The following is a 25,472-nucleotide window of genomic DNA, read 5'->3' as shown; positions in this document are numbered from 1 at the left end:
GCGATTGAGCCGCCCTCTGGGAACGCAACTCAATCCCTGTCCAGATTCTCCGGGCGAAAGAGCCGCTCACCCCGCATCACTCCAACAATCCGGACGATGTCTGCACTTGTATCAAAACGGTAGAAAATCCGGCAAGGCGCGACCACCACCTGACGATGGACTTTGAGGGGCCGCATTTCAGGAATGAACGAGCCCGCTTCCGGAAACGAAGCCAGTTGCTCGACACGCTTGAAAACGCGTTTCACGAAGCGCCGGGCGGCATCCAGCTTGTCGAGGGCGATGTATTCGGCAATGGCGTCGAGATCCGCCAAGGCGGGCTCCGTCCAGATCACTTCAGCCATCGCGCCATCCGTTGTTCGGCAGCCTTGTGAGTGACCACACGCCCCTCATCGACCGCTTTTTCGCCCCGGGCGATGATCTCAAGAACCTCCAGCTTTTGCTGGATGGCTTCGAATGTCCCGACGTCCACGAGATAAGCGGCCGGAAGACCGTGCTGGGTGATGAGGACCGGATCGCGTGCGTCCGCGAGCTCGGTCAGAATCCGGTTGGTCTCACGTTTGAGTGTGGTGGCCAGCTCAGTCTTCATGAAGTGATACTAAAGTGACACTTCATGGGCGGCAAGCGGAGGTTTCCAGAACCTTCCCCGGTTCTAAAATCCTCACACGATTCCGATTGAATGGAGACGGTCGGACCACCAATCTGTCAGGCGAACTCGAACCACCACGACCATGGGATTGATGGACTTTATCAAAGGCGAACTGCTCGAAATCATCGAGTGGCAGGACGACAGCCGTGACACGATCGCTTGGCGTTTTCCGGACGATGACAAGGCGATCAAGAACGGCGCGCAGCTCATCGTCCGCGAGAGCCAAACCGCGCAGTTCCTCTACCTCGGCCAATTCGGCGACACTTTCGGCCCCGGCAAGCACACGCTGGCCACCGAGAACATCCCGGTGCTGACCCGCATCAAAGGGTGGAAGTACGGCTTCCAGAGCCCGTTCAAGGCGGACGTCTATTTCGTCAACACCCGCCTTTTCACCGGCAACAAGTGGGGCACGGCGAACCCGATCATGCTGCGCGACCAGGATCTCGGCATCGTCCGCGCCCGCGCTTACGGAACCTATGATTTCAAGGTGACGAACGTGCAGACCTTCCTCAAGGAGGTCGCCGGTTCGGATCAGGATTTCCGCGTCGATGAGTTCGCGGATGCGATGCGCTCCCGCATCGTCAGCGTGTTCTCGGACGCACTCGCCAGCGCCCATGTGCCGGTGTTCGACGTGGCGACGCGCTATATGGATCTCGGCGACGCGCTGCTGCCGCTGATCAATCCGGTCATGTCCGCGAAGTACGGCATCGAGATCGGCAGCTTCATTGTCGAGAACGTGTCCGTGCCACCGGAGGTGGAGGAGGCGATCGACAAGCGCTCCGCCATGTCCGCGATCGGCAATCTCAACGACTACGTGAAGTACCAGATGGGCCAGGGCATGGCCGCGGGTGGTGGCGGTGGCGCCGCCGGCACCGCGTCCGAACTGGCCGTCGGTTTCGCCGTGGCGAAGGAGCTCATGCAGCAGAGCGGCATGACCGGCGGTGGCGCCCCGCCGCCCCTGCCGGGCGCAGCTCCCGCCATCGCCGCGGCCGCTCCGGCTCCAGCCTTGGATCTTCTCGATCCGCCAACCATCGCCCAGATGCTCGGGGTCAGCGAGGCGGACGTGATGGAAGAGATCAACTCCGGCAAACTGCCCGCCAAGAAGATCGGCTCCAGCTACCGCGTGACGCGGGCCTCGCTCGATGCCTTCCTCGCCCAGTGACCCGCCGGTGATGGACGGGCCGGCCACCGGCACTCCCATCGAGGTTCCGAAGAAAACGATCCCGCCGCCCTTGCCAGGCCGGTCGGGGTCGGCGGCGGAAGTGCGTTCGCTCGACCGCCATGCCTGCCCGGAATGCGGTGGCAAAGGCGAGTGGGATCCGGCCAAAAAGCAGCTCGTCTGCCCCTATTGCGGGAATATATTCGAGCGCGTCGGACCGCCGCCGGATCTCGGCGCGGTGGTCGAACATGATCTCGATCAAACGCTCGCCGAGCTCGGCCAGGACGCGGGCCGGGTGGATACCGCCAGCCGCCGCGTGCAGTGCAACAACTGCCACGCCGTGCTCGTGCGCAGCGGCGAGACGGTCGCCCAGCATTGCGATTTCTGCGGCTCTCCCGAGCTGCTCGACTACAACGACATTTCCGCGCCGGTCAAACCGGAGTCCGTCCTGCCCGCGCAGATCTCGAAGGAGCAGGCGTATCATTCGCTGAAGAACTATCTCGCGTCGAAGTGGTTCGCACCGGGCGACCTCAAGCGCCGCAATCTGGTGGACCGCATCAACCGTGTTTACCTCCCTTACTGGACCTTCGACTCGAATGCCGAATGCCCGTGGACCGCGGACAGCGGCACCTACTACTATGTCACGGTGCAGGACCGGGATTCGGAGGGTCGCACCATCACCCGCCAGGAACGGCGCGTACGGTGGACACCCGCCAGCGGCCATGTCTCGACGTTCTTCGATGACGTGGTGATCTCCGGCTCGGCCGGGCTCAATGGCGACCTGCTGCGGAAAATCGAGCCCTTTCCCACCAAGGATCTCGTACCCTACGAGACAATGTATGTCTCCGGCTGGCAGGTGGAGCAGTATCAGGTCCCGCTGCCGGAGGCCGCACGCCGTGGCTTCGGTACGATGCAAGGGATGCTCCAGCAAATGTGTGCGGGGGAAGTACCGGGGGATACCTACCGGAACCTCCAGATCTACCCGGAATTCTCGGGCAAGACCTTCAAGCACATCCTCGCACCGGTATGGCTGCTGGCCTACCAGTACCGCGGCAAGACCTGGCAGGGCGTGGTCAACGGCGTCACCGGCACCACCGCCGCGAAGTTCCCGATCAGTCCCTGGAAGGTCGCGCTGGTGGTGTTGATCGTGTTGTGCGTCATCGCCTTGATCCTGATGGCGAGAGGGTGAACCATAAACACCCTTGGAAGCTGCCCCCACGCTTTCTTTCTGGATTCGGGATTCTTGAATCTCAACTCTCGCCGCGTTGCGCATCGACATCCTCACCCTCTTCCCCGAGATCGCGCTCGCTCCTCTGAGCGAGAGCATCCTCCGCCGTGCCCGCGAGGCGGGAATCGTGGAGATCGTGGCGCACAACCTCCGCGATTGGGCCACGGGCAAGCATCGCAAGACGGATGACTACCTCGCGGGTGGCGGCCAAGGCATGCTGCTGATGCCGGGTCCGATCTTCGCCGCCATCGAGGAACTCCGGACGCCGGAAGCGAAGGTGATCCTGATGACGCCGCAGGGGAAGGTCTTCAAGCAGGCCATCGCCCGCGAACTCTCGGAAGAAACGCATCTCATCCTGCTCTGCGGCCACTACGAAGGCGTGGATCACCGCGTGATCGAGGAGCTCGTCGATCTGGAGCTTTCCATCGGTGACTACGTGTTGACCAATGGCGCGATCGCCGCGGCGGTGGTCACGGATGCGATCGTGCGGTTGCTGCCCGGCGCGCTGGGCGACGAGCGCTCGCACCAGGAGGAATCGTTTTCCGATCCCAATCTCCTGGAGGCTCCCGCTTATACGAAGCCCATTGATTTCCGCGGCATGAAAGTACCGGACATCCTGTATTCCGGACATCACGGCAAAATCGCCGAATGGAAGCGGGAAAAGGCCATGGAACGGACGCGTCAGAACCGCCCCGATCTGCTCGGACCCGGTTGAATCAGGTGGTCCGGAGCGGTGGCAGGCCTTCCTGCGGGCCTCCGCGGGTCTGGCGGTAGGTGCGCGGCGAGCGGCCGGTGAGTTTCTTGAAGGTTCGCGAGAAATACGCCTCGTCACAAAAGCCCAGCGTGCGCGCGATCTCGGCGGCCTTCAGGTCGGTGGTATCGAGCATGCGGGCGGCGGAGTTGACGAGCTGCCGCAGGTGGTAGCGGTGGGGTGACTGGCCGGCATGCTTCTGGAAGTTTCTACGGAAAGTCTCGTAGTTCAGGCCTAGGGCCGCGGCCACCTCGCGGCCGTCCGCACCGGGTTGCCCCAACATCCGGCAGGCGTCTCCGAACCATGAAGGACCGCCGTCCTTCCCGATCGCGAGATCAATCGTCCCGTCCAGCGCCCGGGCGAGCAGGCTCTGGAACACGCAGATCTTTTCGAGATTACTGGCGGAGGACTCGACAATGCCGCGGTGAAAGTCCGCGACCCACTGCTCCAGATTGCTCAGGCTGCCGGTCACATGTTCCGGTGCGAGCAAGCCGTTGGCCCGCCACGCATCGAACACGGGGCCATCGAACATCACATAGATTTCATCCCATCCGCCGACCTCCCACGGCTTGTAGCTGTGTCCCAGTTCCGGCAGCACGAGGATCCAATCTCCGACGCAAAGACTGCGGCTGAAGCCGCGCTCGTCCTCATAGGTGCCCTCTCCACGTGTGATGACCACCAGGGCGTAGCGTTCGAGATACCGGTAGCGGGGCATCCCGCTGCGCGAGTGGCGCACCTCCCCGATTTCCACCAGATTGCCGAGTGGAGACCGGAGCTGCTGTTGCCAAACTTTCCAAGAATGCTGCGCCATGACCCTCAATCTACGTCAAGTTTCACCAAATTGTGCAACTTGGAACCGGATTGTGCAAATGATCGCAGAAGAATTCCCGGACGGCCCGTCGTATCATCGTCACGTTGATGAAGATCGTCCGCTCTCTATTGCTCACCTCGCTCTCCATGACCGTGCCCATGCGGGCTGCGGAGGAAATCTCGTTCAACCGCGACATCCGGCCGATTTTCATCCGCAGTTGCATCACCTGTCACGGTGGCATCAAGGAAGGGGGTGGCATTTCTCTGGTCTATCGCGAGAAGGCGCTGGGCAAGGGCGAATCCGGCAAGCCGGCCATCGTTCCCGGCAAGCCGGAGTTGTCCGAGCTGGTCCATCGCATCAACAGCGACGACAACGACGAGATCATGCCGAAGCCCAAGAAGGGCGAGCACGGCGAGAAGCTGCCTGCGGACGAGATCGCGAAGCTGACTGAATGGGTCCGCCAGGGCGCGAAGTGGGAGGACCACTGGTCATTCATCCCCGCCGCCGAACCCGCCGATCCGCAGGTGAAGCAAGCGGGCTGGGCGAAAACCAAGGCCGACCGCCTGATCCTCGCCAAGATGGAGGCGGAAGGACTCGCACCTTCCAAGGAGGCGACATCCGCCGAATGGCTGCGCCGCGTGACGCTCGACCTCATCGGCCTGCCGCCGTCGCCGGAGGAACTCGACGCATTCGAAAAAGCCGCCGCTGCCGACAAGGAAAGCGCGATGGCCGCGGTGGTGGACCGCCTGCTGGCTTCACCGCAGTTCGGAGAACGCTGGGCCACGATGTGGCTCGATCTGGCCCGCTATTCGGACACGATGGGCTTTGAAAAAGACCCGGGCCGCGAGATCTGGCCGTTCCGTGACTGGGTGATCCAAGCCTTCAACGCCGATCTTTCTTTCGACGAGTTCACCAAGCGCCAGCTTGCGGGCGACCTGCTGCCCAATCCCGCTCCGGGCGATCTCATCGCCTCTGCCTTTCAGCGCAACACGATGTGCAATACCGAAGGCGGCTCTGATGACGAGGAGTACCGGGTCGCCGCGGTGATGGACCGCATTAACACGACGTGGACCGTATGGCAGGGCACGACCTTCGCCTGCGTGCAGTGTCACGGCCATCCCTACGACCCATTCCCGCACGACGACTACTACCGTTTCATGGCGTTCTTCGACAACACGGAGGACGTCGACCTCAACAACGAGTTCCCCAAAACCAAGGCGGCAAAGGATCCCGCGAAGCAGGGAGAGGCCGTGCGCCTCGAAAAGGAAATCCGCAAGGATCGTGAGGCCATCAACGACGTGGCCCTCAGCTTGGCGAAACAAGCCGGCGGCTGGACTCCGGTGAAGGCGGAGACAGTGAAAGCCTCCGCCGCCAGCGGCAAGATCGAGCAACGGCCGGACGGCAGCTTTGTGGCGACCGGCACCAATCCAGCGAGCACGGTTTTCACCGTCACCGCTCCCGCGGTGCGGCTGGGCATCCTGCGATTGGACATTCTGCCCGTGAGCGACGACCCCGCGAAGTGGAGCGAACTCGGCGCGGTGGTGACCAAGCTGGAAATCGACCGCATCCTGCCCGATGGCACGAAGCAGCCGATGAAGCTCAAGGAAGTCGTCAGCGATTTCCTCGCCGGTCCCTTCGAGCCGAACATCGCCGTGCAGAGTGGCAGCGGCGGCGGATTCGGGGATTACCCGGCATTGCGGGGTCCCCGGCATGCGTTCTTCGTGCCGGAGGTGGTGGAGAATGTGGACCCGGGGGCGAAATTCGAAATCCGTCTCAAGCACGGTGTGACCTGCAATGAGACGCAGCCCTGCGTGATGCGGAAGTTCAAGCTCTCCATTTCGCCGGACGATCGCCTTTCCACTTTCGTGATGTCTCCGGAGCGCGCCCAGGCGTGGCAGAAGCACGCGCAGCTCCAGGGACAATACAATGCCATCCCCGGCACGATGATTCCGGTGATGGAAGAGCGGGACTCCGCCGCGCGCCGCGATACCCGCGTCTTCGACCGCGGCAACCGCATGACCAAGTCCACTCCGGTCAATGCCGGTCTGCCGGTGATCATGCGCCCGCCCGCGAAGAACGCGAACATGAGCCGACTCGATCTGGCGAACTGGATCACGGGCGACAGCAACCCGCTGACCGACCGCGTGCTGGCCAACCGCCTGTGGGCGGAGCTCTTCGGCATCGGCATCGTCGAGACGCTGGAGGACTTCGGTTCCTCCGGATTGCTGCCAACCAACCAACCGCTGCTCGATCATCTCTCGCTGCGCCTTGCCAAGGATCACAAGTGGCACATCAAACCGTTCCTTCGCGAGATCGTCCTGTCCGCTGCCTACCGTCAATCGGACAAGGCCACGCCGGCATTGCTGGCGAAGGATCCGCGCAACCGTTTCATCGCCCGTGGTCCCCGCCAGCGTCTTACCGCGGAGATGGTGCGCGATCAGGCGCTCGTCGTTTCCGGGCTGCTTTCGAAGAAGCAATTCGGCCCGCCGGTTTACCCGCCGCAGCCGGATGGTATCTGGAATTCCGTTTACAGCGGCGCAAAGTGGGCGACCTCCACCGGTGAGGACCGCTATCGCCGTGCCGTCTATACATATCAGAAGCGCACCAGCGGGTACCCTGCCTTCCTCACCTTCGATGCGCCCACGCGCGATGTTTGCACCGCCCGCCGCATCCCGACCAATACTCCTCTCCAGGCCTTGGTCACCCTCAACGACCCGGCCTTCATGGAGCTGGCGCAATCGTTCGCGAAACGGATGGCTGCCGCCGGTGGCGATCTCAATACCCAGCTCACGGCGGGTTACAAGCTCCTCACCAATGAAGAGGCTTCAAAGGACATCCTCCAAACGCTGGCCGCGCTCCACGCGGATGCGAAGACCGAGCTCGAAAAGAACGCCGCGGATTCGGTGAAACTCGCGCCGACCCCTGACGAAGCCGCCCTCGTGCTCGTCGCCAATACCATGTTCAACCTGGACTCCGCCCTGACCCGCTGAAGTCCGCCACCGATTCATTGCCATGAACCTCTTCCAACAATACGAACACGACCGCGTGCAGCATGCCACGCGCCGGCACTTCCTCAACCGCTGCGGGGTGGGGCTCGGCGCCATGTGGCTGGCCAGCCAGGGCCGCTCATGGGGCAGTTCCGAAGGCGGCGTGCTGGCAAAGGATCCGACGAACCCGCTCGCACCGGACATGCCGATGTTCGCGGCGAAGGCAAAGCGCGTGATCTATCTGCACATGGCCGGGTCGCCGAGCCAGCTGGAGCTTTTCGACTACAAGCCGGAGCTGGTGAAACTGGATGGCAAGGACTGTCCGCAGGAATTCCTGGCCGGCAAGCAGTTCGCTTTCATCCAAGGCGTGCCGAAGATGCTGTCCTCGGTCTTCCCGTTCCATCAGGCAGGCAAGAGCGGCCAGTGGATCACCGACCGCCTGCCGAACATCGAGACGATGATCGATGAGTTGTGCATCGTGAAATCGATGTACACCACGCAGTTCAACCACGCACCGGCGCAGCTGATGATGCATACCGGCGAGCAGCGGCTCGGCCTGCCTTCGATGGGCGCATGGGCGACATACGGACTCGGCTCGGAGAATGCGAACCTGCCCGGCTTCATGGTGCTGACCTCCGGCGGCAACAACCCGGACGCGGGCAAGTCGGTGTGGGGATCGGGCTATCTGCCATCGATCTACCAGGGTGTGCAGTGCCGCTCGAAAGGCGATCCGGTGCTGTTCCTCGCGAATCCGGACGGTGTCTCCGGTTCGATGCGCCGTCGCACGCTGGACGCGATTTCGCTCATCAACAGCAAGATCGAGAAAGATGTGGGCGATCCGGAAACACTCACCCGCATCGCCCAATACGAAATGGCCTACCGGATGCAGATCCATGCGTCCGATGCCTTCGACATCAGGCAGGAGCCCGCGGCGATCCACGAGATGTACGGCACCAAGCCGGGCCAGGAATCCTTCGCGAACAACTGCCTGCTGGCGCGCCGCCTCGCCGAGCGCGGCGTGCGTTTCATCCAGCTCTTCGACTGGGGCTGGGACTCGCACGGCACCGATGCGGGTACGGACTTGCGCAAGGGCTTCGTCAACAAGTGCAACTCCATCGACAAGCCGATCGCGGCACTGCTGAAGGATCTCAAGCAGCGAGGTCTCCTGGAGGAGACGCTGGTGATCTGGGGTGGCGAATTCGGCCGCACGCCGATGCGCGAGAACCGCGGCGGCGTGGAGATGCCGTTCGTCGGCCGCGACCACCATCCGAGCGCCTTCACGATGTGGATGGCGGGCGGCGGCGCGAAGGGCGGCTTCTCTTACGGCGAGACCGACCCGATCGGCTACGAGGTGATGAAGGACAAGGTGAGCGTACACGATTTCCACGCCACCGTGCTGAGGCTCCTCGGCTTCGATCACGAGAAGTTCACGTATCCCTTCCAAGGGGCACACCAGCGCTTCACCAATATCACCCAGCCGGGAACGAAGGTGATCAAGGATCTGATCGCGTAAGCAAAGCAGCGCAAGTTTTCAACTTGCGCATGGGTGGGGTGGACCTCGGGAGTGAAGCTCAAGCGTCCCTCCGCGGTCCACCGCTCCCAATCACAAGCAGGAATGCTTGTGCTACTTTCTCGCATAGGTAATCCAACGGAATCCTCCCGCGGGAACCTTGAGTTCCTGTTGAATCCGGCAGAACCGATCCGCCTTCAGGCTTTGTTCCTTGCCGTCCGACTTTGCGACCACATCACCCGCAATCCCGGCGTAGTAGAGCGGAATGTTCCAGGTCTCGGTAATCTCGTGGTCGGTGGGATTGAAGACCGCGAGCAGTGCCTGCGTGGGCAGCGCGGGATTCACATGGAGCAGGCCGTCCAGTGTCCGCCCATTGGCGCGGCGCAGGTGCAGCACATCGCTTTCCAGCAGGTCGCGGTTGGCTTTGAACCACGTCACGTTCTTACGGACCATGTCGCGCACGCGCGGCGTGTCGTAGAGGCGGGGGCCGCGATAGCAAGCCTGCACCCCGGCGGCGAGATTGCCCAGCATCATCGCCTCGTAGTGGTCGATGTGTTCGTCCAGCGGCTCGATGGTCGCGGCAGCGCCACCACCGTGATAGACGCTCAGGGGCACGAACATCCAGCCCATCGACGGCGTCTTCTCCCACGTGCCATCGAAAATGTTCTGGCGGGTGTGGATGAGCTGCTGCGCGCGCGGCAACGACCAGTTCGTTTCCCGGTAGCCCATGCCGCACTTGTTACTACCAACGGCATAGTAGTAATCCGGCGCATTGATGAACACTCCCTTTTCCCGCAGCCCCTTGTAAAAGTCCGACCAGATCCGCCAATGCACCCACTGGGAATCGTCCGCACCGCGCTGCAGCGGCGGGCGCGGCGTGACATCGACATCGCCGGGATACGGTCCGTCATGCTCGAAGACCATGAAACCGGTGGCGGGAAACAGGTTCTCCAGCTTGGCGAGATAGGATTGGCCCCACGGGCTGGTGACCGCCGGGCAGTTCCCGAACTGGAGTTTCTTGTCCTTCGGCGGCACCATGTCATTCCCACCGCCCACACTGCGAGAGGCGTAGAGCGAGTAGCACCCGAGCTCGATGCCCTTCGACTTTCCGTAATCCGCCACCTGCTTCCAGGTCGCGAGGTAGGCGGGATCATTGTTCTCGGCATTGAAGCCCGAGCCGAAGGAAAGGATCAGCATCTCGAAGCCCACCTCCGCGCATTGGTCGATGGCGGCGCGGACCTTGTCCGGATTCGCATCGCGCATGTGCATCATCAGCGGATTCTCCGTCGTCCATGGGGCGATGGTCCGCATCATCTTGCGGTAGGCCAGGCTGCTGCGCTCGCGATCGGTCGAGTCCATGCCGAGCTCGAACACACGGAACGATTCGAAGGTGGTTCCGGGCGCGATGTCCTGGGACGGACCGCGAACCGGCTCGACGGTCAGCAGGCACTTCTCCTTCAGCTCGTAATTCACCTGCGTCTTGTAAGTGGGATCCGAACCGATGCGGACGATGTGGCTGTTCGCCTGCTCCGCATCGAAGCTGCCGAAGGTCATGTCCGTTTCCACGCGCAGCGACTGCGGCTGCGTCATCGCGGCTTCATCCTGGATATCGGCATGATTGCGTGACTCCACCAATGCCAGCGTCTCGGCGTTCAGCTTGTCCAGCCTCACCGGCTTCGTGCCTTGATTGGAAACGGTGATCCATTTCACCAGCAGTGGAATGCCATCGTAGATCTCGTAGTGGACGGACACGATGAGCGCGGGCTTCGTCCCGGGTGAAGCGGGCTTGGCCTCGGCGGCCCCGAAAACGGTGACGCCGGTGATGTGGCTGCGACTCCATTCGCCGTTGGGAGCTTCGTCGCTTGCTCCGCCCTTGCGGTCGGTCTTGCCGACGCGGACGGCTTTGGGCGCACCCGCCGGGCGTGACGAATCGAACAACGGCTGCCACGCGAGAGGCTCACGATCCAAGGACGCCTCCCAATGGATCACGGTGGCATCGAGGCGCGCGCGCAGGCGATACGGTTGATCGGTGGAAAGTCCACCGTCCTTGGCGGCAAAGGCCGCAACCTTCGCCAACCTTTCCTCACCACTATCACGGAGTTCGAACTGGCCGTGTTCGCCTCGATCTCCGGGGCGGAGATTCACTTTCACCACGCGGTCCTCAAACACCAATCCGAGGCCAGGACCCCAGCTTGTACCGGTATCCGTGCCTGCATCGATGCCGACCTCGATCACCTCCGCATCCGCAGGCAATGCACGGTCGGCGAAGCAATGAACGTTGGCGGGCGCGTAGATCTCACCGGCCTTGCCCTCGTTTTCGAAACTGACCCGCTCCGCGGCATTCGAGCGCGTAACCTTCCATGCGGGATCAAGCTTCGTCGTGAAGCGATCCTGCCACAGCACCTTGCGAGGGCCTTCGGCAGCGACGGCGGATGTGGGAACTTCGAAGTCGAACTTCACCGCAGCACCCTTCGGCGGCCAAGTGGCATCCGGAGCATGATGGCGAACCTGCTTCCAAGCGAACGGAGCCACGGGCACGCCGGTGGACATCCCGATGAACCGCAGGGCATCCGGCGCGGGCTTGAGATCCTTCAGCCATGCCTCGGTGAAAAAGGCCTGGTTCGGCTGGCCGGAGAGGCCGCCGATGTCATAGCGGCGGCCATCCAGAGTGACGGCACCTTCCGGACGCACGGCGCGAATGAGAGACTCGCCGGTGGCGGTCAGCTCGAAGGCGGTGGTGGCGAAACCGGGAGCGATTTGGAAGGTCCGGCGGATCAGGCCATTCGAAAGCGTGACCTCGCTGCGTTCCTCGTTCTTGGAAACGGACGCCTTGAAGCCCTGCGGTTGCACAAGCCAATCGCGCTCGGGTCGGTAGGTTGCCGGGGGTAACGCTGTCGCGATACAGGGAATCAAGGATACGAAGGCAGACAAGCGGAACATAACGCAGAAGAAGACAGCCGGACAGGCGTGATTCTTTCGTCCTTCTTCGTACGTAGTTCCTCCTTCAGGAGGGTGGGGAGGAGTACTCTGTTCCCAGCGGTGGCAAGGGCAAATGAGCCCTCTCTTGCGATGGACATGTGATTTCGTAGAATAATGCCGATGTCCTACGCTTGGCGCTCCCTAACACCGGAACTCCGGAAGCTGTTTTTGCTCCAACGGAAAAGGCTGAAACGCCCATGGCATCGCCCACCCCATTTCGAACAAAGAACACTCCACTATCATCTGACCGGAAGCTGCTACGAGCATCAGTATTGGATTGGCTGCTCTGCGGAACGCATGGGGGATTTTTCCCAGCGTCTGGTGGAGGCCATCGAAACGAATACAAATCATGCTCCCGCGGCCTGGTGCGTGCTGCCGAATCACTACCACGTTTTGGTCAGGGCAGAAGAGGTAAAGCCGGTGGTCGCGGAGCTCGCGAGACTCCACGGAAGAACCTCATTCGAATGGAATCGTGAAGAAAACGCCCGGGGCCGAAAGATCTGGCATGGTGTTGCAGATCGGGCGATGCGTGGCGAGGGTCATTTCTGGGCGACCATCAACTATATCCATCACAATCCGGTGAAGCACGGCCACGTGGAGAAGTGGGACGACTGGCCGTTTTCGAGCGCCATCGGATATCTCGATGAGGTGGGTCGCGATGAGGCGACTCGAACCTGGAAAGCGTATCCGATTCTCGACTATGGAAAGGGGTGGGATGATTGAACGCGGGCTTGGATGGTTTTGCCACTGCGGGGAGCAGCGCAGTCCACCCCGCCCTCCTGAAGGAGGAACTACGTACGGCTTGACGCCGCGCCGTGATCCTGCCAGACGAGCGGCGTGATTCTTGTCGCCCGACTCCGAGCCAAACGCCACGCCGCTATTCCGGCATGGCGTATGATGGCGCACGGAGTGTGATGACGGGAACCGCCCGACCCTCTCCGGAACGCGCCTCACCAGGCAGGATTCCGGGGACGCGCTGAACATCGGGCCCCACTTTTCCTTCCCGGCGATGCCGTTTCGGATTTTCCGAAACCGCCATGACCGATCCACCCGACGCCTCCCTCACCGACCGGCGCGGCATCCTGCTGATGCTGCTGTCCGTACTGCTGTTTTCCGCGAATACCCTCATCATCCGCGGCGTGTCCACGCACGTGCCGGCGGCGGATGGCTGGCTCGCATCGCTGTTCCGCGGCGTGTGCGGACTGATCATCGTGGCCGCGCTCTACGGTTCCGGCCGGGGCTTCAACCCGCGGCGGCTGATCGGCAGCCGGCTGGTCATGATCCGGGGCGTGGTGGGGGCCATCGGCATTCTCGCGTTCTACATCAGCGTGACCAAACTCGGCGCGGCGCGGGCGGTGGTGCTCAATCTCACCTATCCCGCCTTCGCCACGATCATCGCCGCGCTGTGGCTGAAGGAAACCATCACCCGCGCCGCGATCCTGTGGATGGGGTTGGCCTTTCTCGGCCTGCTGCTTTTCCTCGGCGGTGACGGCAAACTCCTGCATCCCTCGCCCTACGATCTCCTCGGCCTCTTCGGTGCCGTCGCGGCCGGCTGGGTGGTGGTGGTGATCCGGCGGCTGCGGCATGAGGAACATCCGGCGACGATCTACGCCTCTCAAGCCTTCTACGGTCTGCTGGCATCCGTGCCTGCGGTGACAAAAGTGCCCTCCCTGCCGCCGCTGGCGTGGATCGGGCTGATCGCTGCGGCCACCGTTGTGTGTTTCGCCCAACTCCTGATGACCAAGGCATACCAAGCCCTGCCCGTCTCCCGTGGATCGGCCATGCAGATGACCCTGCCACTGGTGACCGCCGTGGGCGGCTTCGCCTTTTTCCGTGAAACCTTCCACCTGCCCGAACTGGGCGGGGCCGCCCTGACCCTGCTCGCCACCTGGCGGGTGGTCGCCGCCCGCTGAAAAAACCGCCATCAATCACGGTTTGCCATTTTCCATAACCCCGTTAGCCTCCGCCCCTTCCAATGACCACTCCTGAGACATTCCAACAGTTCGTCCTTCCCACCTACGGCCGCTTCCCGCTGGTGCCCGTCCGCGGGGAAGGAGCGCGCCTGTGGGATGACACCGGCAAGTCCTACCTCGATTTCTGCACCGGCATCGCCGTGTGCTCGCTGGGCCATGCCCACCCGCGGCTGACCGCCGCCATCCGCGAGCAGGCTGGCATGCTGCTGCATGTCTCAAACCTCTATCAGATCCCCCAGCAGGCCGAGCTGGCCCGGGCGATTGTGGAGGATCATGTGGGCCTGCCGGGCAAGGTGTTCTTCTCGAACTCCGGCGCGGAAGCGAACGACGGTCTGGTGAAAACCGCCCGGAGGTTCGGCCACAAGCGCCCGCAGGCCGATGGCTCGCCCCGCTACGAGGTGATCACCTTCAACCAATCCTTCCACGGCCGGACGCTCGGCGGCATCGCCGCCACCGGCCAGGACAAGGTGAAGGAGGGCTTCGATCCGATGCTGCCCGGCTTCAAGCACGTGCCATTCAACGACATCATGGCATTGGAAGAAGCGATCTCTTCGGAAACCGTGGCGATCCTGCTGGAGCCGATCCAGGGTGAGGGTGGCGTGAATGTCGCGACGACCGAATTCCTCTCCGCCATCGCCAAGCTGTGCAAGCAGCACGACCTGCTGCTGTTCTTCGATGAAGTGCAGACCGGCTTCGGGCGTTGTGGTGATTCATGCGCATGGCGGACGATTTCCTATGACCTCAAGCCCGATGGCATCTCGTGGGCGAAGGGCATGGGCGGTGGCGTGCCGATCGGAGCCTTCTGGATTTCAGATCGCATCATCGGCGATGAAGGACCATCGCTGTCCTCGCTGATGGGTCCCGGCTCGCATGGTTCCACCTATGGTGGCAATCCGCTCGTCTGCGCGGCCTCGCTCGCCGTGCTTGATGAGATCACGGAAAAGAATCTCGCTCATAACGCGCGGCGGCAGGAGCAGCGGATCCGCGGCATCATCACCGCATGGGATCTGCCGGTCATCACCGAAGTCCGCGGCAAGGGTCTCCTGCTTGGCATCGCACTCGATGCTTCCATGATCGAAGTGCCGGAAGGCAAGACCGCGGCTCTCGTCATCGTGACGAAGCTGATGGAAAAGGGCCTGCTGGTTCCGCCCGCGGGTCCGGCCTGCTTCCGCTTGCTACCGCCGCTCAATGTCACCGATGCCGAAGTGGATGAAGCACTCGCCATCATCCACGAAGTCCTCTCCTCTCTCTAACATCTGTTCGTGCAAATATCATGAACCATCTCCTTTCCATCGAAGAACTCACCGCCAAGGACATTACCTGGCTGCTCGACTCCGCCGCTCATTTGAAAGCCCAGCGAGGCCGCGAAGGCCAACCGCTCGCGGGCCAGACGTGGGCGATGATTTTCACCAAATCCTCCACGCGGACGCGGGTTTCATTCGAGGTCGGCATCCGCGAGCTCGGTGGCTTCCCGATGTTCCTTTCGAAGAACGACATCCAGCTCGGACGCGGGGAGCCGATCAAGGACACCGCCCGCGTGCTCGGCCGGATGGTTCACGGCTGTATCATCCGGACCTTCGCCCAGCAGGACGTGGTGGACTTCGCGGAATACTCCGGCATCCCGACGATCAACGCGCTCACGGATGACGAGCATCCGTGCCAGATCCTCGCGGACCTGTTGACGGTGGTCGAACGACTCGGCACGTGGGAGGGCAGGAAAATCGCCTTCATCGGTGACGGCTTCTCGAACATGACGATCTCATGGATGTGGGCGGCAAAGCACCTCGGCTTCGAACTCGCCGTGGCCGCGCCTGCTTCCTATCAGCCGCCTGCGGAATTCCTCGCGAAGCTTGATGCTCCGAATGTCACCGTCACCACCGATCCGGCGGCAGCCGCAAAAGGCGCGCATGTCATCAACACGGACGTGTGGCTCTCGATGGGGCAGGAAGACCAGAAGGACAAGGAGGAGGCTTTCGGCCCGTTCCAAGTAAACGCCGCCCTCTTGGAGAACGCCGCGCCGGATCACATCGTGCTCCACTGTCTGCCCGCCTATCGTGGCAAGGAGATCACCGAGGAGGTGTTGGAAAAACACGCCGACGTGATCTTCCAGGAAGCGGAAAACCGCCTGCACGCCCAGAAGGCGATCCTGGTGGCTTTGGCGAAAAAGCGCTGATCCGGTGCAGATTTGACCGCAGATTTCACAGATGACGCAGATTGAAGAGATTCAATTTAAATCAGCGTTATCTGCGGTCCCAATCTTCGCACGAAAGGATGGTTGTATACATGAACGCCGAACATCCCTTGCTCGAACTCCGCCATGCCGATGTCTGGCGCGGGGACAATCGTGTGTTCCACGATTTCGCGCTCACGGTCCGCGATGACGAGAGTGTGGCGATCCTCGGGCCGAACGGCGCGGGGAAGAGCACGCTGATCAAACTGATCACGGGTGAACTCCGTGCCGCTGCCGAGCCGGGCACGGTCGCACGGTTGTTCGGCGAGGACCTGTGGTCGCTGGAGGATCTGCGTCACAAACTCGGTCTGGTGGCTCCGGAAGAAGCCCAGCGTTTCGATCCGGAAGAACCAGCGGAAGGAGTGGTGTTGTCCTCCCTGCGCGGAGCGTTTGGCGTGACGCGCTGGATGCGTTTTTCCAAACAGGAGCGCGCGCGTGCCGCTGCCGCCATGCAGAAGGCAGGCGTGCTGGATCTGGCGAAGCGCGACTATGGCACGCTCTCTTCAGGACAGCGCAGGCGCTTCCTGCTCGCCCGCGCGCTGGTGCATGAGCCCCAGGCGCTGCTGCTGGATGAGCCGACCACGGCACTTGATTTCCCGTCTTCGTTCGCATTCATCGAAATCGTCCGTGAACTCATCCGCAGCGGCCATGGCGTGCTGTGGGTGACGCACCATCCGTCCGAGATCCCGCCGGAAACCACGCGCGTGATCCTGTTGAAGGACGGCCGCATCTTCGCCGACGGCGCGCCGAAGCAGGTGCTCGCGTCCAAAGTACTCTCGGAACTCTACGGCCTGCCGCTCAAGGTTCGTTGGAGCGGTGGTTTCTGCCACGTCGGTCCCGCCTCCCCACCGCCATGATTGAAGTCGTCTGTGGATTGATCCGGGATGATGCGGGCCGCGTGCTCGCATGCCGTCGTCCGCCAGGCAAGCACCTTGGTGGCTTGTGGGAATTCCCAGGAGGCAAGGTTGAGCCGGAAGAAGACGCCGCGGCGGCATTGATCCGTGAGCTTCAGGAAGAACTCGGTATCACGGTGGCAATCGAAAGCGGACTCACACCGGTGGTGTGGGACTACGGTCGTGGCCTGATCCGCCTGATTCCTTTCCTCTGCCGCATTGCTTCCGGGGATCTCCATCCGCACGAGCACGATGCGCTGGAATGGGTGGATGCGGCGAGCTGTCATCGCCTCGAATGGGCGGCGGCGGACGGACCGATCCTTGCAGAATGGATTGCCACGAAGCGCGTTCCAGACGATCAAGGATCATGACGAAGCGTCACGATACCTCGGTCACTCCGTTCCTGATGTTCACCGGCAAGGCGGAGGAAGCGATGGAGTTCTATGTTTCATTGTTCGCGGGTGCCCGGATCGAGGAGATCCAGCGATGGGGAGCGGGTGAACCGGGAGCCGAGGGATCGGTGAAGATCGCCACATTTTCCCTGAACGGGCAGCAGGTGATGTGTACGGACAGTCCGCCGGTACATGATTTCACCTTCACTCCATCATTCTCATTTTACGTCTCCTGCGTGGAAGAGGATGAGCTGGACGGGTATTGCAGCGCGCTTTCCGCGGAAGGAAAATTCCTCATGCCGCCGGACAACTACGGATTTAGTACCAAGTTCGCGTGGGTGGAGGATCGTTTCGGCGTGTCCTGGCAACTGAATCTGCCCTGAGGGATTCCAAGACCTGGCAATCTTGACCACAGGTAGATCGAAGGCGTTGGAAACTTCGGGTATCCACCCAGCCTGAAGTGTTACCACTTCAGCTACGTGAAGAAACACCGCCGGATTGACCTCGGGCCGATCCGGAACGAAAACTCCGGAAGATGAGTGATGATGACAGCAGGCTCCGCTGGGGCATTCTCTCGACCGGGCGGATCGCGGTGGTGTTCGCCAAGGCCCTGGAGTCATCCAAAACCGGCAGGGTCGCCGCCGTGGCGAGCCGTGACCGACACAAGGCGGAGGAATTCGCCGCTGCCTTCGACATCCCGGACTTTTACGGCTCCTACGAGGAGTTGATCGATGATCCCACGGTGCAGGCGGTGTACATCGCCACGCCCCATCCCCAGCATGCCGAATGGGCGCTGCGCGCGATCCGCGCGGGCAAGCATGTGTTGTGCGAGAAGCCGCTGACGATGACCTATGAGGACACGGCCGGGATCATCACGGAGGCGAAGTCGTGGGGTGTGGTGGTCATGGAGGCCTACATGTACCGCTGCCATCCGCAGACCCAGCGGGTGCTGGAGTTGATCCGGCGGGGCTCGATCGGAAAGGTGGGGTTGGTTCATGCCACCTTCGGGTTTGATGCCCCGTTTTCGCCCGGCGGCCGGCTTTGGAACAAGGCACTGGGCGGTGGAGGCATTCTTGACGTGGGTGGCTACCCCGTTTCGTGGGCGAGGCTGGTGGCCGGAGCGGTGGAGGGACTGCCGTTCCTCGATCCAGTGGAAGTCCACGGCTCCGCGGTGTTCCACCCGGAGTCCGGCGTGGACGTGCAGGCGGTGGCGAGTCTGGTGTTCCCAAACGGGATGCTCGGGCAGGTTTCGTGCGCCATCGGGCTGGGACAGGAGAATGCCGTCCGCATCTATGGCTCCGAGGGATGGCTGTGGATTCCCTCACCCTATATCGTGAACCGCCATCTGGAGCCCTCGCGGATCTTCGTGTTCAAGCCGGGGGCGACCAAACCGGAGGAAATCGCCATCACTCCCGACCGGTCGCTTTATACCTACGAAGCGGATGCGTTCGCGGCGGCGGTGCGGGCGGGCGAGCGTGAGGTCTCCGCAATGCCACTGGACGATTCGCTGGGCAATGCCGCAGTGCTCGACCAATGGCTGGCCGAAGCCCGCTCGCGGGTGGAGCGGAAGTTGACCGTCATCTGACGGTCACCGTCCTTCGGCGATGCGCTCGGCGAGCATCTCGGGGAGGCCCGCTTCGAGGATCTTCCGCTGGGTGGTGGCGATGTCATACTCCACGCGACGGATGACCACCAGCTTGTGCTCCAGATCGTAGATCGCGTAGGCGGCACGCCAGTCGCCATCGCGGGGCTGACCCACGGAGCCGACATTGATGAAATACTTCGCCCCGTCCTCGATCACCACCGAGTCGGCGGCGACTTCCTGAACCTTGTCGGTCTTCATGTACACCCGCGGCACGTGGGTGTGGCCATGGAAGCAGACCTGGGTGAACTGGTAGGAAAAGTTGGCCATCGCATCGAAGCGGTTGGTCACGTAGTTCCAGTTCGCAGGCTGGTCGAGGGTGCTGTGGACGACGGTGAAATCGGCAACCTGGCGGACCATGCGCAGGCGGCGCAGCCATTGGCGCTGCTCATCGGAAAGATGTTCGCGGGTCCACTGCAGGGCGGCGGCGGCCACCGGGTTCATGGCATCAAGCGAGTGGGTGCCGGAGGCGTCCTCGTCGTGGTTGCCCTTCACGGTGGGGCAATCCATGGCTTTCACCTTCTCCAGGCAGGCGGCGGGATCGGCATTGTAACCAACGACATCTCCCATGCAGACATAGTCCGTCACTCCCTGGGCTGCGGCGTCGGCAAGAACGGCATCCAGGGCCTCGAGGTTGGCATGTATGTCACCGAATAGGGCTATCCGCATGTCAGCAATCGCAGGTGGGCGGGTAAGGTGCTCCGTTGGGCGCGCCAGTGTCGAGTCAAACCCGCATTGTGGTCAGGAAGTTCAGGAAATGGTTACGGATGGGGAAAGGCGGTCATTTCTTCCGGGAGGGGATTCCCAGGCGGTCGCTCAACTCCTCCTTGAAAAGCTCGGTGTCACTCTTGAACCAATCTTCCGGGCCTTCATTGCGCCGGCCGATCTTCCGGAAAATGCTCTTGGCCTCCGGGATGGCGAATTTCGTCTCCAATCCCTTCAGGGCGGAGGCCACGCCATCGACGGGGAAGCGCTCGTTTTCCCTCAACCAGTAGAGGCTCAATCCGTCATAAGCCGCCTTGTCGCCTTCGAAGAGTTCGATGGCGCGAGCGGTTGGATTCGTGGAAGGGGAGACCTTTTGCTCCAGGGCAAAAAGGATGGCGACCATGGTGGTGGTGCGGTTGCGCGGGCTGGCGTACATCCCGCGTGCCATTTCCAGAGCCTCCGCCTCCCGTCCCGAACAGCGGGCGAGCGAGTAAAGTTGCAGCCGGCGCACATAGGGCAGAGCCTTGCCGGTGTCCGCCGAGGCACGGAAAGCCTCCACCGCCTCCGGATATTCGCGCAGTTTGTCGGGGGCGGAACAAATGCGGCCCAAGGCGGCGGGGAGCTGCCAATCGTCCGGATTGTTGCGGATACCGCGGCGGAGGAAGGCTTCGCCGCGTTTGATCCATTCCTGCCACGCCTCCCTGCGGCGGGCAGCCGGGAGATCGGAATTGGTCCGGTAATCGCCAGCGGCATTGTAGGCCATGTGCCAACTGCCCATGTCCCAATACTGGATGGTATTGGGCGCGAGATCGACAATCAGGTCATAGGTGTCCGCCACGTCACCCCAGCGCTTTTCGCTGAAATAGGTGAAGGATCTGATGTTCAGAAAGGTGGCGACCAGCGTGCGCAGGCCGCCCAGCGCCACCGCGCTGCTGGTCTGGCCGATGCGGTCCCGGGTATCGATGCCGACCGGTGACGACAGCAGGCCCGCCGCGCGGAATTCGCGGGTCATCGGCTGCTCCCAGGTCGCGCGCAGCCCTCCGGCGGCGAGGAGGCCGGCGGCGAGGAGACAGTATTTGAGCGGGCGGTTCACGGGATCAGAACTCCTTGTCGGAAAAGACGAACCAAGATCCGAAGACGTACACACCAATGTAATAAAGAGCCGCCCACACCAGTTTCCCGAATTGGGCGATTTCCATCATTTTCCCTTGGATGACGGCATCGATGACGTTGAAGAGCTGGAAATCCGGAAACACCATCGCCACAGCCTGCCCGAGGTAGCGCGCCATGGCCGACTGACCGCTGTCCCCGCCTCCGAGGACATCCCCTTGGAAATGACCGATGAAATAGACGAGGAAACTCACCACCGCAGTGAAAAGCGTGCTGCTGGAGAAGGTGGAGATCAGGAGCGCCACGGCCGCCATCACCGCGGAGCGGAGAAAGACCGCGGCCACCGCACCCTGCAGGCTCCAGGTGGGACCTTGGAGAAGCGTGTCACGGGTGAGCGAGTCACGGGCCGCCTGATCCCAACCGTAGGAATCCGCCATGGCCTTCTGCACCTCGAGCACGATGTTCATGCGGATGTGGAGCATGCCGGTCATCAGCAGGTCCATCAGACCCAGGGAAACGGCAAGCAGGAGCAGCACCCCGCCAAGCTTGCCAATCAGGTAGTCGATCCGCGGCACCGGCTTGGCGAGGATGGTATAGAGCGTGCGGTCCTCCACGTCCTTCGGCAGCAGCAGGGCTGTCGAGACGATGCCGAAAACCACGGAAAACAAGGTCATGGCACCCAGCGACCAGCTCTTGATCAGGCGCAGGATGTCGAGGCCCTTGGCTCCCATTGCCTCCGGACCTTCGTGCTGGGGCAGGTCGAAGAAATTGCTGGCGATGGCGATGAGCGCGAAGATCGCGAGAAAGTAGAACACCTTCATCCGCACCAGTTGCGTGAAGGCATGCCCGGCGATCACCGCGATGCGGCGGGGGCGGGCGAGCGGATGTTTCCGGGTGGGGGCGTGGGTCATGGTTCGTCGCCGGAGGTTTCGCGCAGGAAGAGGCGCTCGAGGGTGGTCTTCGGCTTGCCGGAGCGCAGCCATTCGGTGCGGCCGGAGCGCTTCACCAGCGCCTGGATCTCGGCGACCAACTCGGGAGAAGCGTCGCGGAGGACGATTTCGGTCTGGTCCTCGATGGCAATGAGGTCTTCGAGATGGCCTTCCTTCACCATCTTGCCGCGGAAAATAATGCCGACGTGGTCGCAGACCTCCTGGACCTGCTCCAGCAAGTGCGAGCAGAGGAAAACGGTGATGCCTTTGTCCCGAAGCTTCAGGATCAGATCCCGGATCTGGCGTGAGCCGATCGGATCCACCCCGGCGGTCGGTTCATCGAGAATCACAAGCCGCGGCTCCTGCACCAGCGCCTGGGCCAGGCCGATGCGCTGGAGCATCCCCTTCGAATAGCCGGCGATGCGGCGGTCGCGCGCCTCCTTCAAATCCACCAGTTCCAGCAATTCGGCCACACGGTCCTTGAGTATCCTGCCACGGAGGCCGCAGAGCTTGCCGTAGAAGGATAGAGTCTCGGTACCGGTGAGATGCTTGTAGAAATAGGGATTTTCCGGGAGAAAGCCGACATCGTCGCGGGAATCGACCTTGAGCGAGTCTTTCCCGAAGATCGCGCAACGGCCCGAAGTAGGAGCGACCAACCCGAGCAGCGCCTTCATGGTAGTCGATTTCCCAGACCCGTTCGGGCCGATCAGGCCGTAAACCTCCCCCGGCTGGATCACCAGCGAGACGCGGTCGACCGCGCGCAACGGGGCACGGCGGAAGGACGTTTTGAAGTCCTTCACGAGGTCTCGGATTTCAACGGCGGGGACGGATTCCATGCGGACGGTGCCAGACGATATGGATGGTGGCGGGCGTGGCAACGGGCATTTTTCATGTCCGGTCAGGTGGAAACGGCGACAGTTTTTCAACGGAAGCGTACTTGAGCTTTCCAACAACTCCACCCAGCATCGAACGCTGAACCCCGAAAACATGAAAAAACAAATTCTGCCTCTGCTCGCCACGGTCGGCGCTCTGACCCTCACGAGCTGCTTCCAGTCCGAAACCGTGATCCACCTGAAGAAGGATGGCAGCGGCACGATCGTCGAGGAAACCTCCTTCGGCGAACAGATGAAGACCATGATGGCCCAGATGTCCGCTCTCGGCGGTGAAGGCGCCGACAAGGGCAAGGACCCGATGGCGGAGATGTTCTCCGAAGAGAAGGGCAAGAAGAAGGCGGCCGCGCTGGGAGAAGGTGTGACCTTCGACAAGGTCGAGAAAGTCAAACTCGGCGACCGCGATGGCTACCGCGTGACCTACAAGTTCGCGGATATCAACAAGGTGAAATTCGATCCCGGTGACGCGACCGAAAGCATGAAACCGCCCGGCGCGGACGGCGAGGAAGAGGAGGACAAGGCCAAAAAGTCCGACCCGATCACCTTCACCTATGCCAGCGGCAACCTGACCATCCACATGCCGAAACCCGATCCGAAAGCGAAGAAGGAAGGGGATGACTCCAAGGAGGAAGAGGAAGATCCGCAGGCCGCCCAGCAGGAGGCCATGATGAAGCAGATGTTTGCGGACATGAAGATCTCCGTGCGTCTCACCGCGGACGACGGCATCGCCAAAACCGACGCCACCTACAACAGCGGCGGCACCATCACCCTGATGGAGATGGACTTTGGCAAGCTCATGAAGGATCCCACCGCCTTCAAGAAGCTCCAGAAGGCCAATCCGCAGACTCCGGAAGAAATCGAAGCCACCCTCAAAGGTGTGGAAGGTATCAAAATGGAGTCGAAGCCGGAAGTGACCGCGACGCTGAAGTAAGCGGACGCCAATTTCTTCAGACAAGCGGGCGCGGATGGTTCATCCGCGCCCGCTTCGTTCCCGGCATGATCTCACCATGCGTTGTGCGCGTCCGGGAGGTGGTTGCCGTTGGTAGCCAGCGAGCATTCCATGTAGAGTTCCCCGATTTTCGGGAACATGTCCGCAGCAGTCCGCTCGTAGGTGCCACCTCCCTGGCAGGACCTTTGACCGGTGATCGCGCTGTAGAGATCGCTGCCGATGTATCCCTTTTCCAAAAGATGCCGACCGATGTCATAGGTGCCATAGGCGACAGCCGGATGGGCTCCGGGCTCGGCACCGCTGAGGTTTTGGTACGACCGCACGGCGAGCTGGACGTGATAGAGGGTCATGATGCACTGGGCTCGCTCGGAGCCTCTGCGCCAAACGCTGGCAGCGATGAAGGTGACCGCCAGGAGGGTCACAAGAACGCACAAAACGACGGTCAATTCGACCAGCGTAATGCCGCGCGGCTTGGTGGCCGCGGATGGTTGGAAGGATTTCATGCGGGTGGGGGGAGGCCGTCATCCTAGCCGATCCCAACGTTCGGACCATCACGCAATCATGTATCCCGTAATGTCGTAACATATTTACTCTCATCCCACCACGGATATCTGACAGATCATGTCCGATTCCCGCCCCGGATGAGGTTTCCCATGTCATTTGTCCAAGCCTGCTTTCTTTTTCAGAAAACCGAGGACTTTCGAGAAATCCGTCTTCACCTTGGATTCCGCGGGAGCCACGGTGAAGACGATACGGGAGGTTTTTCCATCCGCCACGACGTTGGCGAGGTAGTTGCCGGGCGGCAGCTTCTTCTTATCCATGGTGGCATCCAGCTTCACCTGCTTCACCTTCTGGGCGTAGAGGATGCCCACTGCCTGGGTTTCCTCGACACTGCCGTCCTCCTTGCAGGGGAAAGCGTTCACGATGAGCATGGGCACCTCATGGTCGAGGGCGAGCACGGCATCGTCGGTGACGGGCTTCGGCACCTCGGCAAAGAGTGTGTTACCGGGCTTCATCTCCGCCTTCACGCCCCCGAGGGTCACATCAAAGGGATAAAATGTCGGACGTTCCTCGGCTTGGACCAAGGTGACCGTGAGCAGGACGAAACATGCCGGAAGGGCCTTTTTCATGAGCGTATCCCATCAGGAAGGTTCGTCCGGATCAAGATCGCGGTGATGCGATGCGGTGTTGAAAGATGAGTCCGGTCCGGCGAGTGTGGCGATCATGGCGAAGCCCCAGCCCGCACCCATCGATCCGCAACACCTGCCCGAACTGGCGATGGCGGCGATGAAGATGGCAAAGTTCCCGATGCTGGCCACTGACGACGCCGGGCAACCGCGGCTGCGCCCCGTATCACCGGTACGCGTGGAGGGCTTCGTCGTGTGGGTGGCAAATCTGCGCAACTACCACAAAACGGCCGAAATCTCGGCCAATCCGCGGGTGGAGCTATGCTATCTCGATGAACACCACGACCAAGTCCGCATCACGGCCCGGGCGGTGATCGAGACTGACGCCGCCCTGCTCGCCGTGATCTGGGAGAAAAACCCGCTCCTGCGCGCCTACCTTGGCACCCCGGACAATCCGGCACTGGTCATCTACCGGATGATCCCGGAGCGGGTGCGGTTCATGCGCGAGTGGGCGCTCGAGTATCACGAGGTTCCACTGTGATCACAGAGCGCCTAGGGAGG

The 25,472-nt window shown here is 62.0% G+C and carries 25 protein-coding genes; 15 read left to right on the top strand and 10 right to left on the bottom strand.

Annotated elements, in window-relative coordinates; genetic code table 11:
• Positions 1–29: 29 nt before the first annotated feature.
• Positions 30–341, bottom strand: coding sequence for a type II toxin-antitoxin system RelE/ParE family toxin (locus KBB96_RS17330; protein ID WP_211630753.1), 312 nt, complete (start codon positions 339–341; stop codon positions 30–32).
• Entirely contained in the window at positions 329–586 is a 258-nt protein-coding gene (locus KBB96_RS17325) for a type II toxin-antitoxin system Phd/YefM family antitoxin (RefSeq protein WP_211630752.1), read from the bottom strand. Before KBB96_RS17325 ends, KBB96_RS17330 begins: the two co-directional genes overlap by 13 nt.
• A 142-nt stretch (positions 587–728) precedes the next feature.
• Between KBB96_RS17325 and KBB96_RS17320 the strand changes: the two genes are divergently transcribed.
• The 3 genes from KBB96_RS17320 to trmD all read left to right on the top strand — a co-directional run bounded on the left by KBB96_RS17320 (position 729) and on the right by trmD (position 3,748).
• Positions 729–1,808, top strand: a complete 1,080-nt coding sequence (locus tag KBB96_RS17320; RefSeq protein WP_211630751.1) for an SPFH and helix-turn-helix domain-containing protein — start codon at positions 729–731, stop codon at positions 1,806–1,808.
• Complete coding sequence (locus tag KBB96_RS17315; RefSeq protein WP_211630750.1) at positions 1,789–2,994, top strand: TFIIB-type zinc ribbon-containing protein; 1,206 nt, start codon at positions 1,789–1,791, stop codon at positions 2,992–2,994. The genes KBB96_RS17320 and KBB96_RS17315 overlap by 20 nt, the downstream gene beginning before the upstream one ends.
• A 76-nt stretch (positions 2,995–3,070) precedes the next feature.
• Positions 3,071–3,748, top strand: a complete 678-nt coding sequence (trmD, locus tag KBB96_RS17310) for a tRNA (guanosine(37)-N1)-methyltransferase TrmD (RefSeq protein WP_211630749.1) — start codon at positions 3,071–3,073, stop codon at positions 3,746–3,748.
• 1 nt (position 3,749) lies between these two features.
• On the opposite strand, the gene KBB96_RS17305 is transcribed toward trmD, so the two are convergent.
• Entirely contained in the window at positions 3,750–4,595 is an 846-nt protein-coding gene (locus tag KBB96_RS17305) for an AraC family transcriptional regulator (RefSeq protein WP_211630748.1), read from the bottom strand.
• A gap of 107 nt (positions 4,596–4,702) precedes the next feature.
• On the opposite strand from KBB96_RS17305, the gene KBB96_RS17300 reads away from it, so the two are divergent.
• On the top strand, positions 4,703–7,585 hold the full coding sequence (locus tag KBB96_RS17300) for a PSD1 and planctomycete cytochrome C domain-containing protein (RefSeq protein ID WP_211630747.1): 2,883 nt from the start codon (positions 4,703–4,705) through the stop codon (positions 7,583–7,585).
• Between the two features lie 22 nt (positions 7,586–7,607).
• Complete coding sequence (locus KBB96_RS17295) at positions 7,608–9,095, top strand: DUF1501 domain-containing protein (RefSeq protein WP_211630746.1); 1,488 nt, start codon at positions 7,608–7,610, stop codon at positions 9,093–9,095.
• Positions 9,096–9,206: 111 nt separating this feature from the next.
• Here KBB96_RS17295 and KBB96_RS17290 read toward each other — a convergent pair whose 3' ends face one another.
• A complete protein-coding gene (locus KBB96_RS17290; protein ID WP_211630745.1) occupies positions 9,207–11,942 on the bottom strand; it encodes a hypothetical protein in 2,736 nt (911 codons plus the stop codon).
• A gap of 426 nt (positions 11,943–12,368) precedes the next feature.
• On the opposite strand from KBB96_RS17290, the gene KBB96_RS17285 reads away from it, so the two are divergent.
• The 8 genes from KBB96_RS17285 (at position 12,369) to KBB96_RS17250 (ending at position 19,144) form a co-directional block, all read left to right on the top strand.
• A complete protein-coding gene (locus KBB96_RS17285; RefSeq protein WP_345779473.1) occupies positions 12,369–12,794 on the top strand; it encodes a hypothetical protein in 426 nt (141 codons plus the stop codon).
• 314 nt (positions 12,795–13,108) lie between these two features.
• Positions 13,109–13,984: a DMT family transporter gene (locus tag KBB96_RS17280; protein WP_211630743.1), complete on the top strand. Its 876-nt coding sequence runs from the start codon at positions 13,109–13,111 to the stop codon at positions 13,982–13,984.
• A gap of 62 nt (positions 13,985–14,046) precedes the next feature.
• Entirely contained in the window at positions 14,047–15,297 is a 1,251-nt protein-coding gene (locus KBB96_RS17275) for an aspartate aminotransferase family protein (RefSeq protein ID WP_211630742.1), read from the top strand.
• A 20-nt stretch (positions 15,298–15,317) separates the two neighbouring features.
• Complete coding sequence (argF, locus tag KBB96_RS17270; protein ID WP_211630741.1) at positions 15,318–16,217, top strand: ornithine carbamoyltransferase; 900 nt, start codon at positions 15,318–15,320, stop codon at positions 16,215–16,217.
• A 110-nt stretch (positions 16,218–16,327) separates the two neighbouring features.
• Positions 16,328–17,131, top strand: a complete 804-nt coding sequence (locus KBB96_RS17265) for an ABC transporter ATP-binding protein (protein ID WP_211630740.1) — start codon at positions 16,328–16,330, stop codon at positions 17,129–17,131.
• Positions 17,128–17,538, top strand: coding sequence for a (deoxy)nucleoside triphosphate pyrophosphohydrolase (locus tag KBB96_RS17260; RefSeq protein WP_211630739.1), 411 nt, complete (start codon positions 17,128–17,130; stop codon positions 17,536–17,538). The genes KBB96_RS17265 and KBB96_RS17260 overlap by 4 nt, the downstream gene beginning before the upstream one ends.
• On the top strand, positions 17,535–17,942 hold the full coding sequence (locus KBB96_RS17255) for a VOC family protein (protein ID WP_211630738.1): 408 nt from the start codon (positions 17,535–17,537) through the stop codon (positions 17,940–17,942). The genes KBB96_RS17260 and KBB96_RS17255 overlap by 4 nt, the downstream gene beginning before the upstream one ends.
• Positions 17,943–18,094: 152 nt before the next feature.
• The gene (locus KBB96_RS17250; RefSeq protein ID WP_211630737.1) at positions 18,095–19,144 is read left to right on the top strand and encodes a Gfo/Idh/MocA family protein; all 1,050 of its coding nucleotides are present in this window, start codon (positions 18,095–18,097) and stop codon (positions 19,142–19,144) included.
• Positions 19,145–19,147: 3 nt separating this feature from the next.
• On the opposite strand, the gene KBB96_RS17245 is transcribed toward KBB96_RS17250, so the two are convergent.
• From KBB96_RS17245 to KBB96_RS17230, 4 genes are all read right to left on the bottom strand, one after another.
• Positions 19,148–19,870: a metallophosphoesterase family protein gene (locus KBB96_RS17245; RefSeq protein ID WP_211630736.1), complete on the bottom strand. Its 723-nt coding sequence runs from the start codon at positions 19,868–19,870 to the stop codon at positions 19,148–19,150.
• A gap of 112 nt (positions 19,871–19,982) precedes the next feature.
• The gene (locus tag KBB96_RS17240) at positions 19,983–20,999 is read right to left on the bottom strand and encodes a hypothetical protein (RefSeq protein WP_211630735.1); all 1,017 of its coding nucleotides are present in this window, start codon (positions 20,997–20,999) and stop codon (positions 19,983–19,985) included.
• Between the two features lie 4 nt (positions 21,000–21,003).
• On the bottom strand, positions 21,004–21,927 hold the full coding sequence (locus KBB96_RS17235; protein ID WP_211630734.1) for an ABC transporter permease subunit: 924 nt from the start codon (positions 21,925–21,927) through the stop codon (positions 21,004–21,006).
• Positions 21,924–22,781, bottom strand: coding sequence for an ABC transporter ATP-binding protein (locus KBB96_RS17230; RefSeq protein ID WP_211630733.1), 858 nt, complete (start codon positions 22,779–22,781; stop codon positions 21,924–21,926). The genes KBB96_RS17235 and KBB96_RS17230 overlap by 4 nt, the downstream gene beginning before the upstream one ends.
• Before the next feature lie 151 nt (positions 22,782–22,932).
• On the opposite strand from KBB96_RS17230, the gene KBB96_RS17225 reads away from it, so the two are divergent.
• On the top strand, positions 22,933–23,766 hold the full coding sequence (locus tag KBB96_RS17225) for a hypothetical protein (protein WP_211630732.1): 834 nt from the start codon (positions 22,933–22,935) through the stop codon (positions 23,764–23,766).
• 71 nt (positions 23,767–23,837) lie between these two features.
• On the opposite strand, the gene KBB96_RS17220 is transcribed toward KBB96_RS17225, so the two are convergent.
• Both KBB96_RS17220 and KBB96_RS17215 read right to left on the bottom strand, forming a co-directional pair.
• Positions 23,838–24,287 carry a hypothetical protein gene (locus tag KBB96_RS17220; RefSeq protein ID WP_211630731.1) on the bottom strand — a complete coding sequence of 150 codons (450 nt, stop codon included), beginning with the start codon at positions 24,285–24,287 and terminating at the stop codon, positions 23,838–23,840.
• A 153-nt stretch (positions 24,288–24,440) separates the two neighbouring features.
• Positions 24,441–24,914, bottom strand: a complete 474-nt coding sequence (locus KBB96_RS17215; RefSeq protein ID WP_211630730.1) for a hypothetical protein — start codon at positions 24,912–24,914, stop codon at positions 24,441–24,443.
• Between the two features lie 94 nt (positions 24,915–25,008).
• On the opposite strand from KBB96_RS17215, the gene KBB96_RS17210 reads away from it, so the two are divergent.
• Complete coding sequence (locus KBB96_RS17210; RefSeq protein WP_211630729.1) at positions 25,009–25,452, top strand: pyridoxamine 5'-phosphate oxidase family protein; 444 nt, start codon at positions 25,009–25,011, stop codon at positions 25,450–25,452.
• The last annotated feature ends 20 nt before the right edge of the window (positions 25,453–25,472 follow it).

This window comes from Luteolibacter ambystomatis (assembly GCF_018137965.1).
Taxonomy (GTDB): domain Bacteria; phylum Verrucomicrobiota; class Verrucomicrobiia; order Verrucomicrobiales; family Akkermansiaceae; genus Luteolibacter; species Luteolibacter ambystomatis.
The sequence above is the reverse complement of the archived record's forward strand: the minus strand, read 5'-3'. Positions and strand labels throughout refer to the sequence as shown.

Coding starts and splice junctions, on each gene's coding strand:
- KBB96_RS17330 (WP_211630753.1), bottom strand. CDS start 341: ATGGCTGAAGTGATCTGGACGGAGCCCGCCTTGGCGGATCTCGACGCC.
- KBB96_RS17325 (WP_211630752.1), bottom strand. CDS start 586: ATGAAGACTGAGCTGGCCACCACACTCAAACGTGAGACCAACCGGATT.
- KBB96_RS17320 (WP_211630751.1), top strand. CDS start 729: ATGGGATTGATGGACTTTATCAAAGGCGAACTGCTCGAAATCATCGAG.
- KBB96_RS17315 (WP_211630750.1), top strand. CDS start 1,789: ATGCCTTCCTCGCCCAGTGACCCGCCGGTGATGGACGGGCCGGCCACC.
- KBB96_RS17305 (WP_211630748.1), bottom strand. CDS start 4,595: ATGGCGCAGCATTCTTGGAAAGTTTGGCAACAGCAGCTCCGGTCTCCA.
- KBB96_RS17300 (WP_211630747.1), top strand. CDS start 4,703: ATGAAGATCGTCCGCTCTCTATTGCTCACCTCGCTCTCCATGACCGTG.
- KBB96_RS17295 (WP_211630746.1), top strand. CDS start 7,608: ATGAACCTCTTCCAACAATACGAACACGACCGCGTGCAGCATGCCACG.
- KBB96_RS17285 (WP_345779473.1), top strand. CDS start 12,369: ATGGGGGATTTTTCCCAGCGTCTGGTGGAGGCCATCGAAACGAATACA.
- KBB96_RS17280 (WP_211630743.1), top strand. CDS start 13,109: ATGACCGATCCACCCGACGCCTCCCTCACCGACCGGCGCGGCATCCTG.
- KBB96_RS17275 (WP_211630742.1), top strand. CDS start 14,047: ATGACCACTCCTGAGACATTCCAACAGTTCGTCCTTCCCACCTACGGC.
- argF (WP_211630741.1), top strand. CDS start 15,318: ATGAACCATCTCCTTTCCATCGAAGAACTCACCGCCAAGGACATTACC.
- KBB96_RS17265 (WP_211630740.1), top strand. CDS start 16,328: ATGAACGCCGAACATCCCTTGCTCGAACTCCGCCATGCCGATGTCTGG.
- KBB96_RS17260 (WP_211630739.1), top strand. CDS start 17,128: ATGATTGAAGTCGTCTGTGGATTGATCCGGGATGATGCGGGCCGCGTG.
- KBB96_RS17255 (WP_211630738.1), top strand. CDS start 17,535: ATGACGAAGCGTCACGATACCTCGGTCACTCCGTTCCTGATGTTCACC.
- KBB96_RS17250 (WP_211630737.1), top strand. CDS start 18,095: ATGAGTGATGATGACAGCAGGCTCCGCTGGGGCATTCTCTCGACCGGG.
- KBB96_RS17245 (WP_211630736.1), bottom strand. CDS start 19,870: ATGCGGATAGCCCTATTCGGTGACATACATGCCAACCTCGAGGCCCTG.
- KBB96_RS17235 (WP_211630734.1), bottom strand. CDS start 21,927: ATGACCCACGCCCCCACCCGGAAACATCCGCTCGCCCGCCCCCGCCGC.
- KBB96_RS17230 (WP_211630733.1), bottom strand. CDS start 22,781: ATGGAATCCGTCCCCGCCGTTGAAATCCGAGACCTCGTGAAGGACTTC.
- KBB96_RS17225 (WP_211630732.1), top strand. CDS start 22,933: ATGAAAAAACAAATTCTGCCTCTGCTCGCCACGGTCGGCGCTCTGACC.
- KBB96_RS17220 (WP_211630731.1), bottom strand. CDS start 24,287: ATGAAATCCTTCCAACCATCCGCGGCCACCAAGCCGCGCGGCATTACG.
- KBB96_RS17215 (WP_211630730.1), bottom strand. CDS start 24,914: ATGAAAAAGGCCCTTCCGGCATGTTTCGTCCTGCTCACGGTCACCTTG.
- KBB96_RS17210 (WP_211630729.1), top strand. CDS start 25,009: ATGGCGAAGCCCCAGCCCGCACCCATCGATCCGCAACACCTGCCCGAA.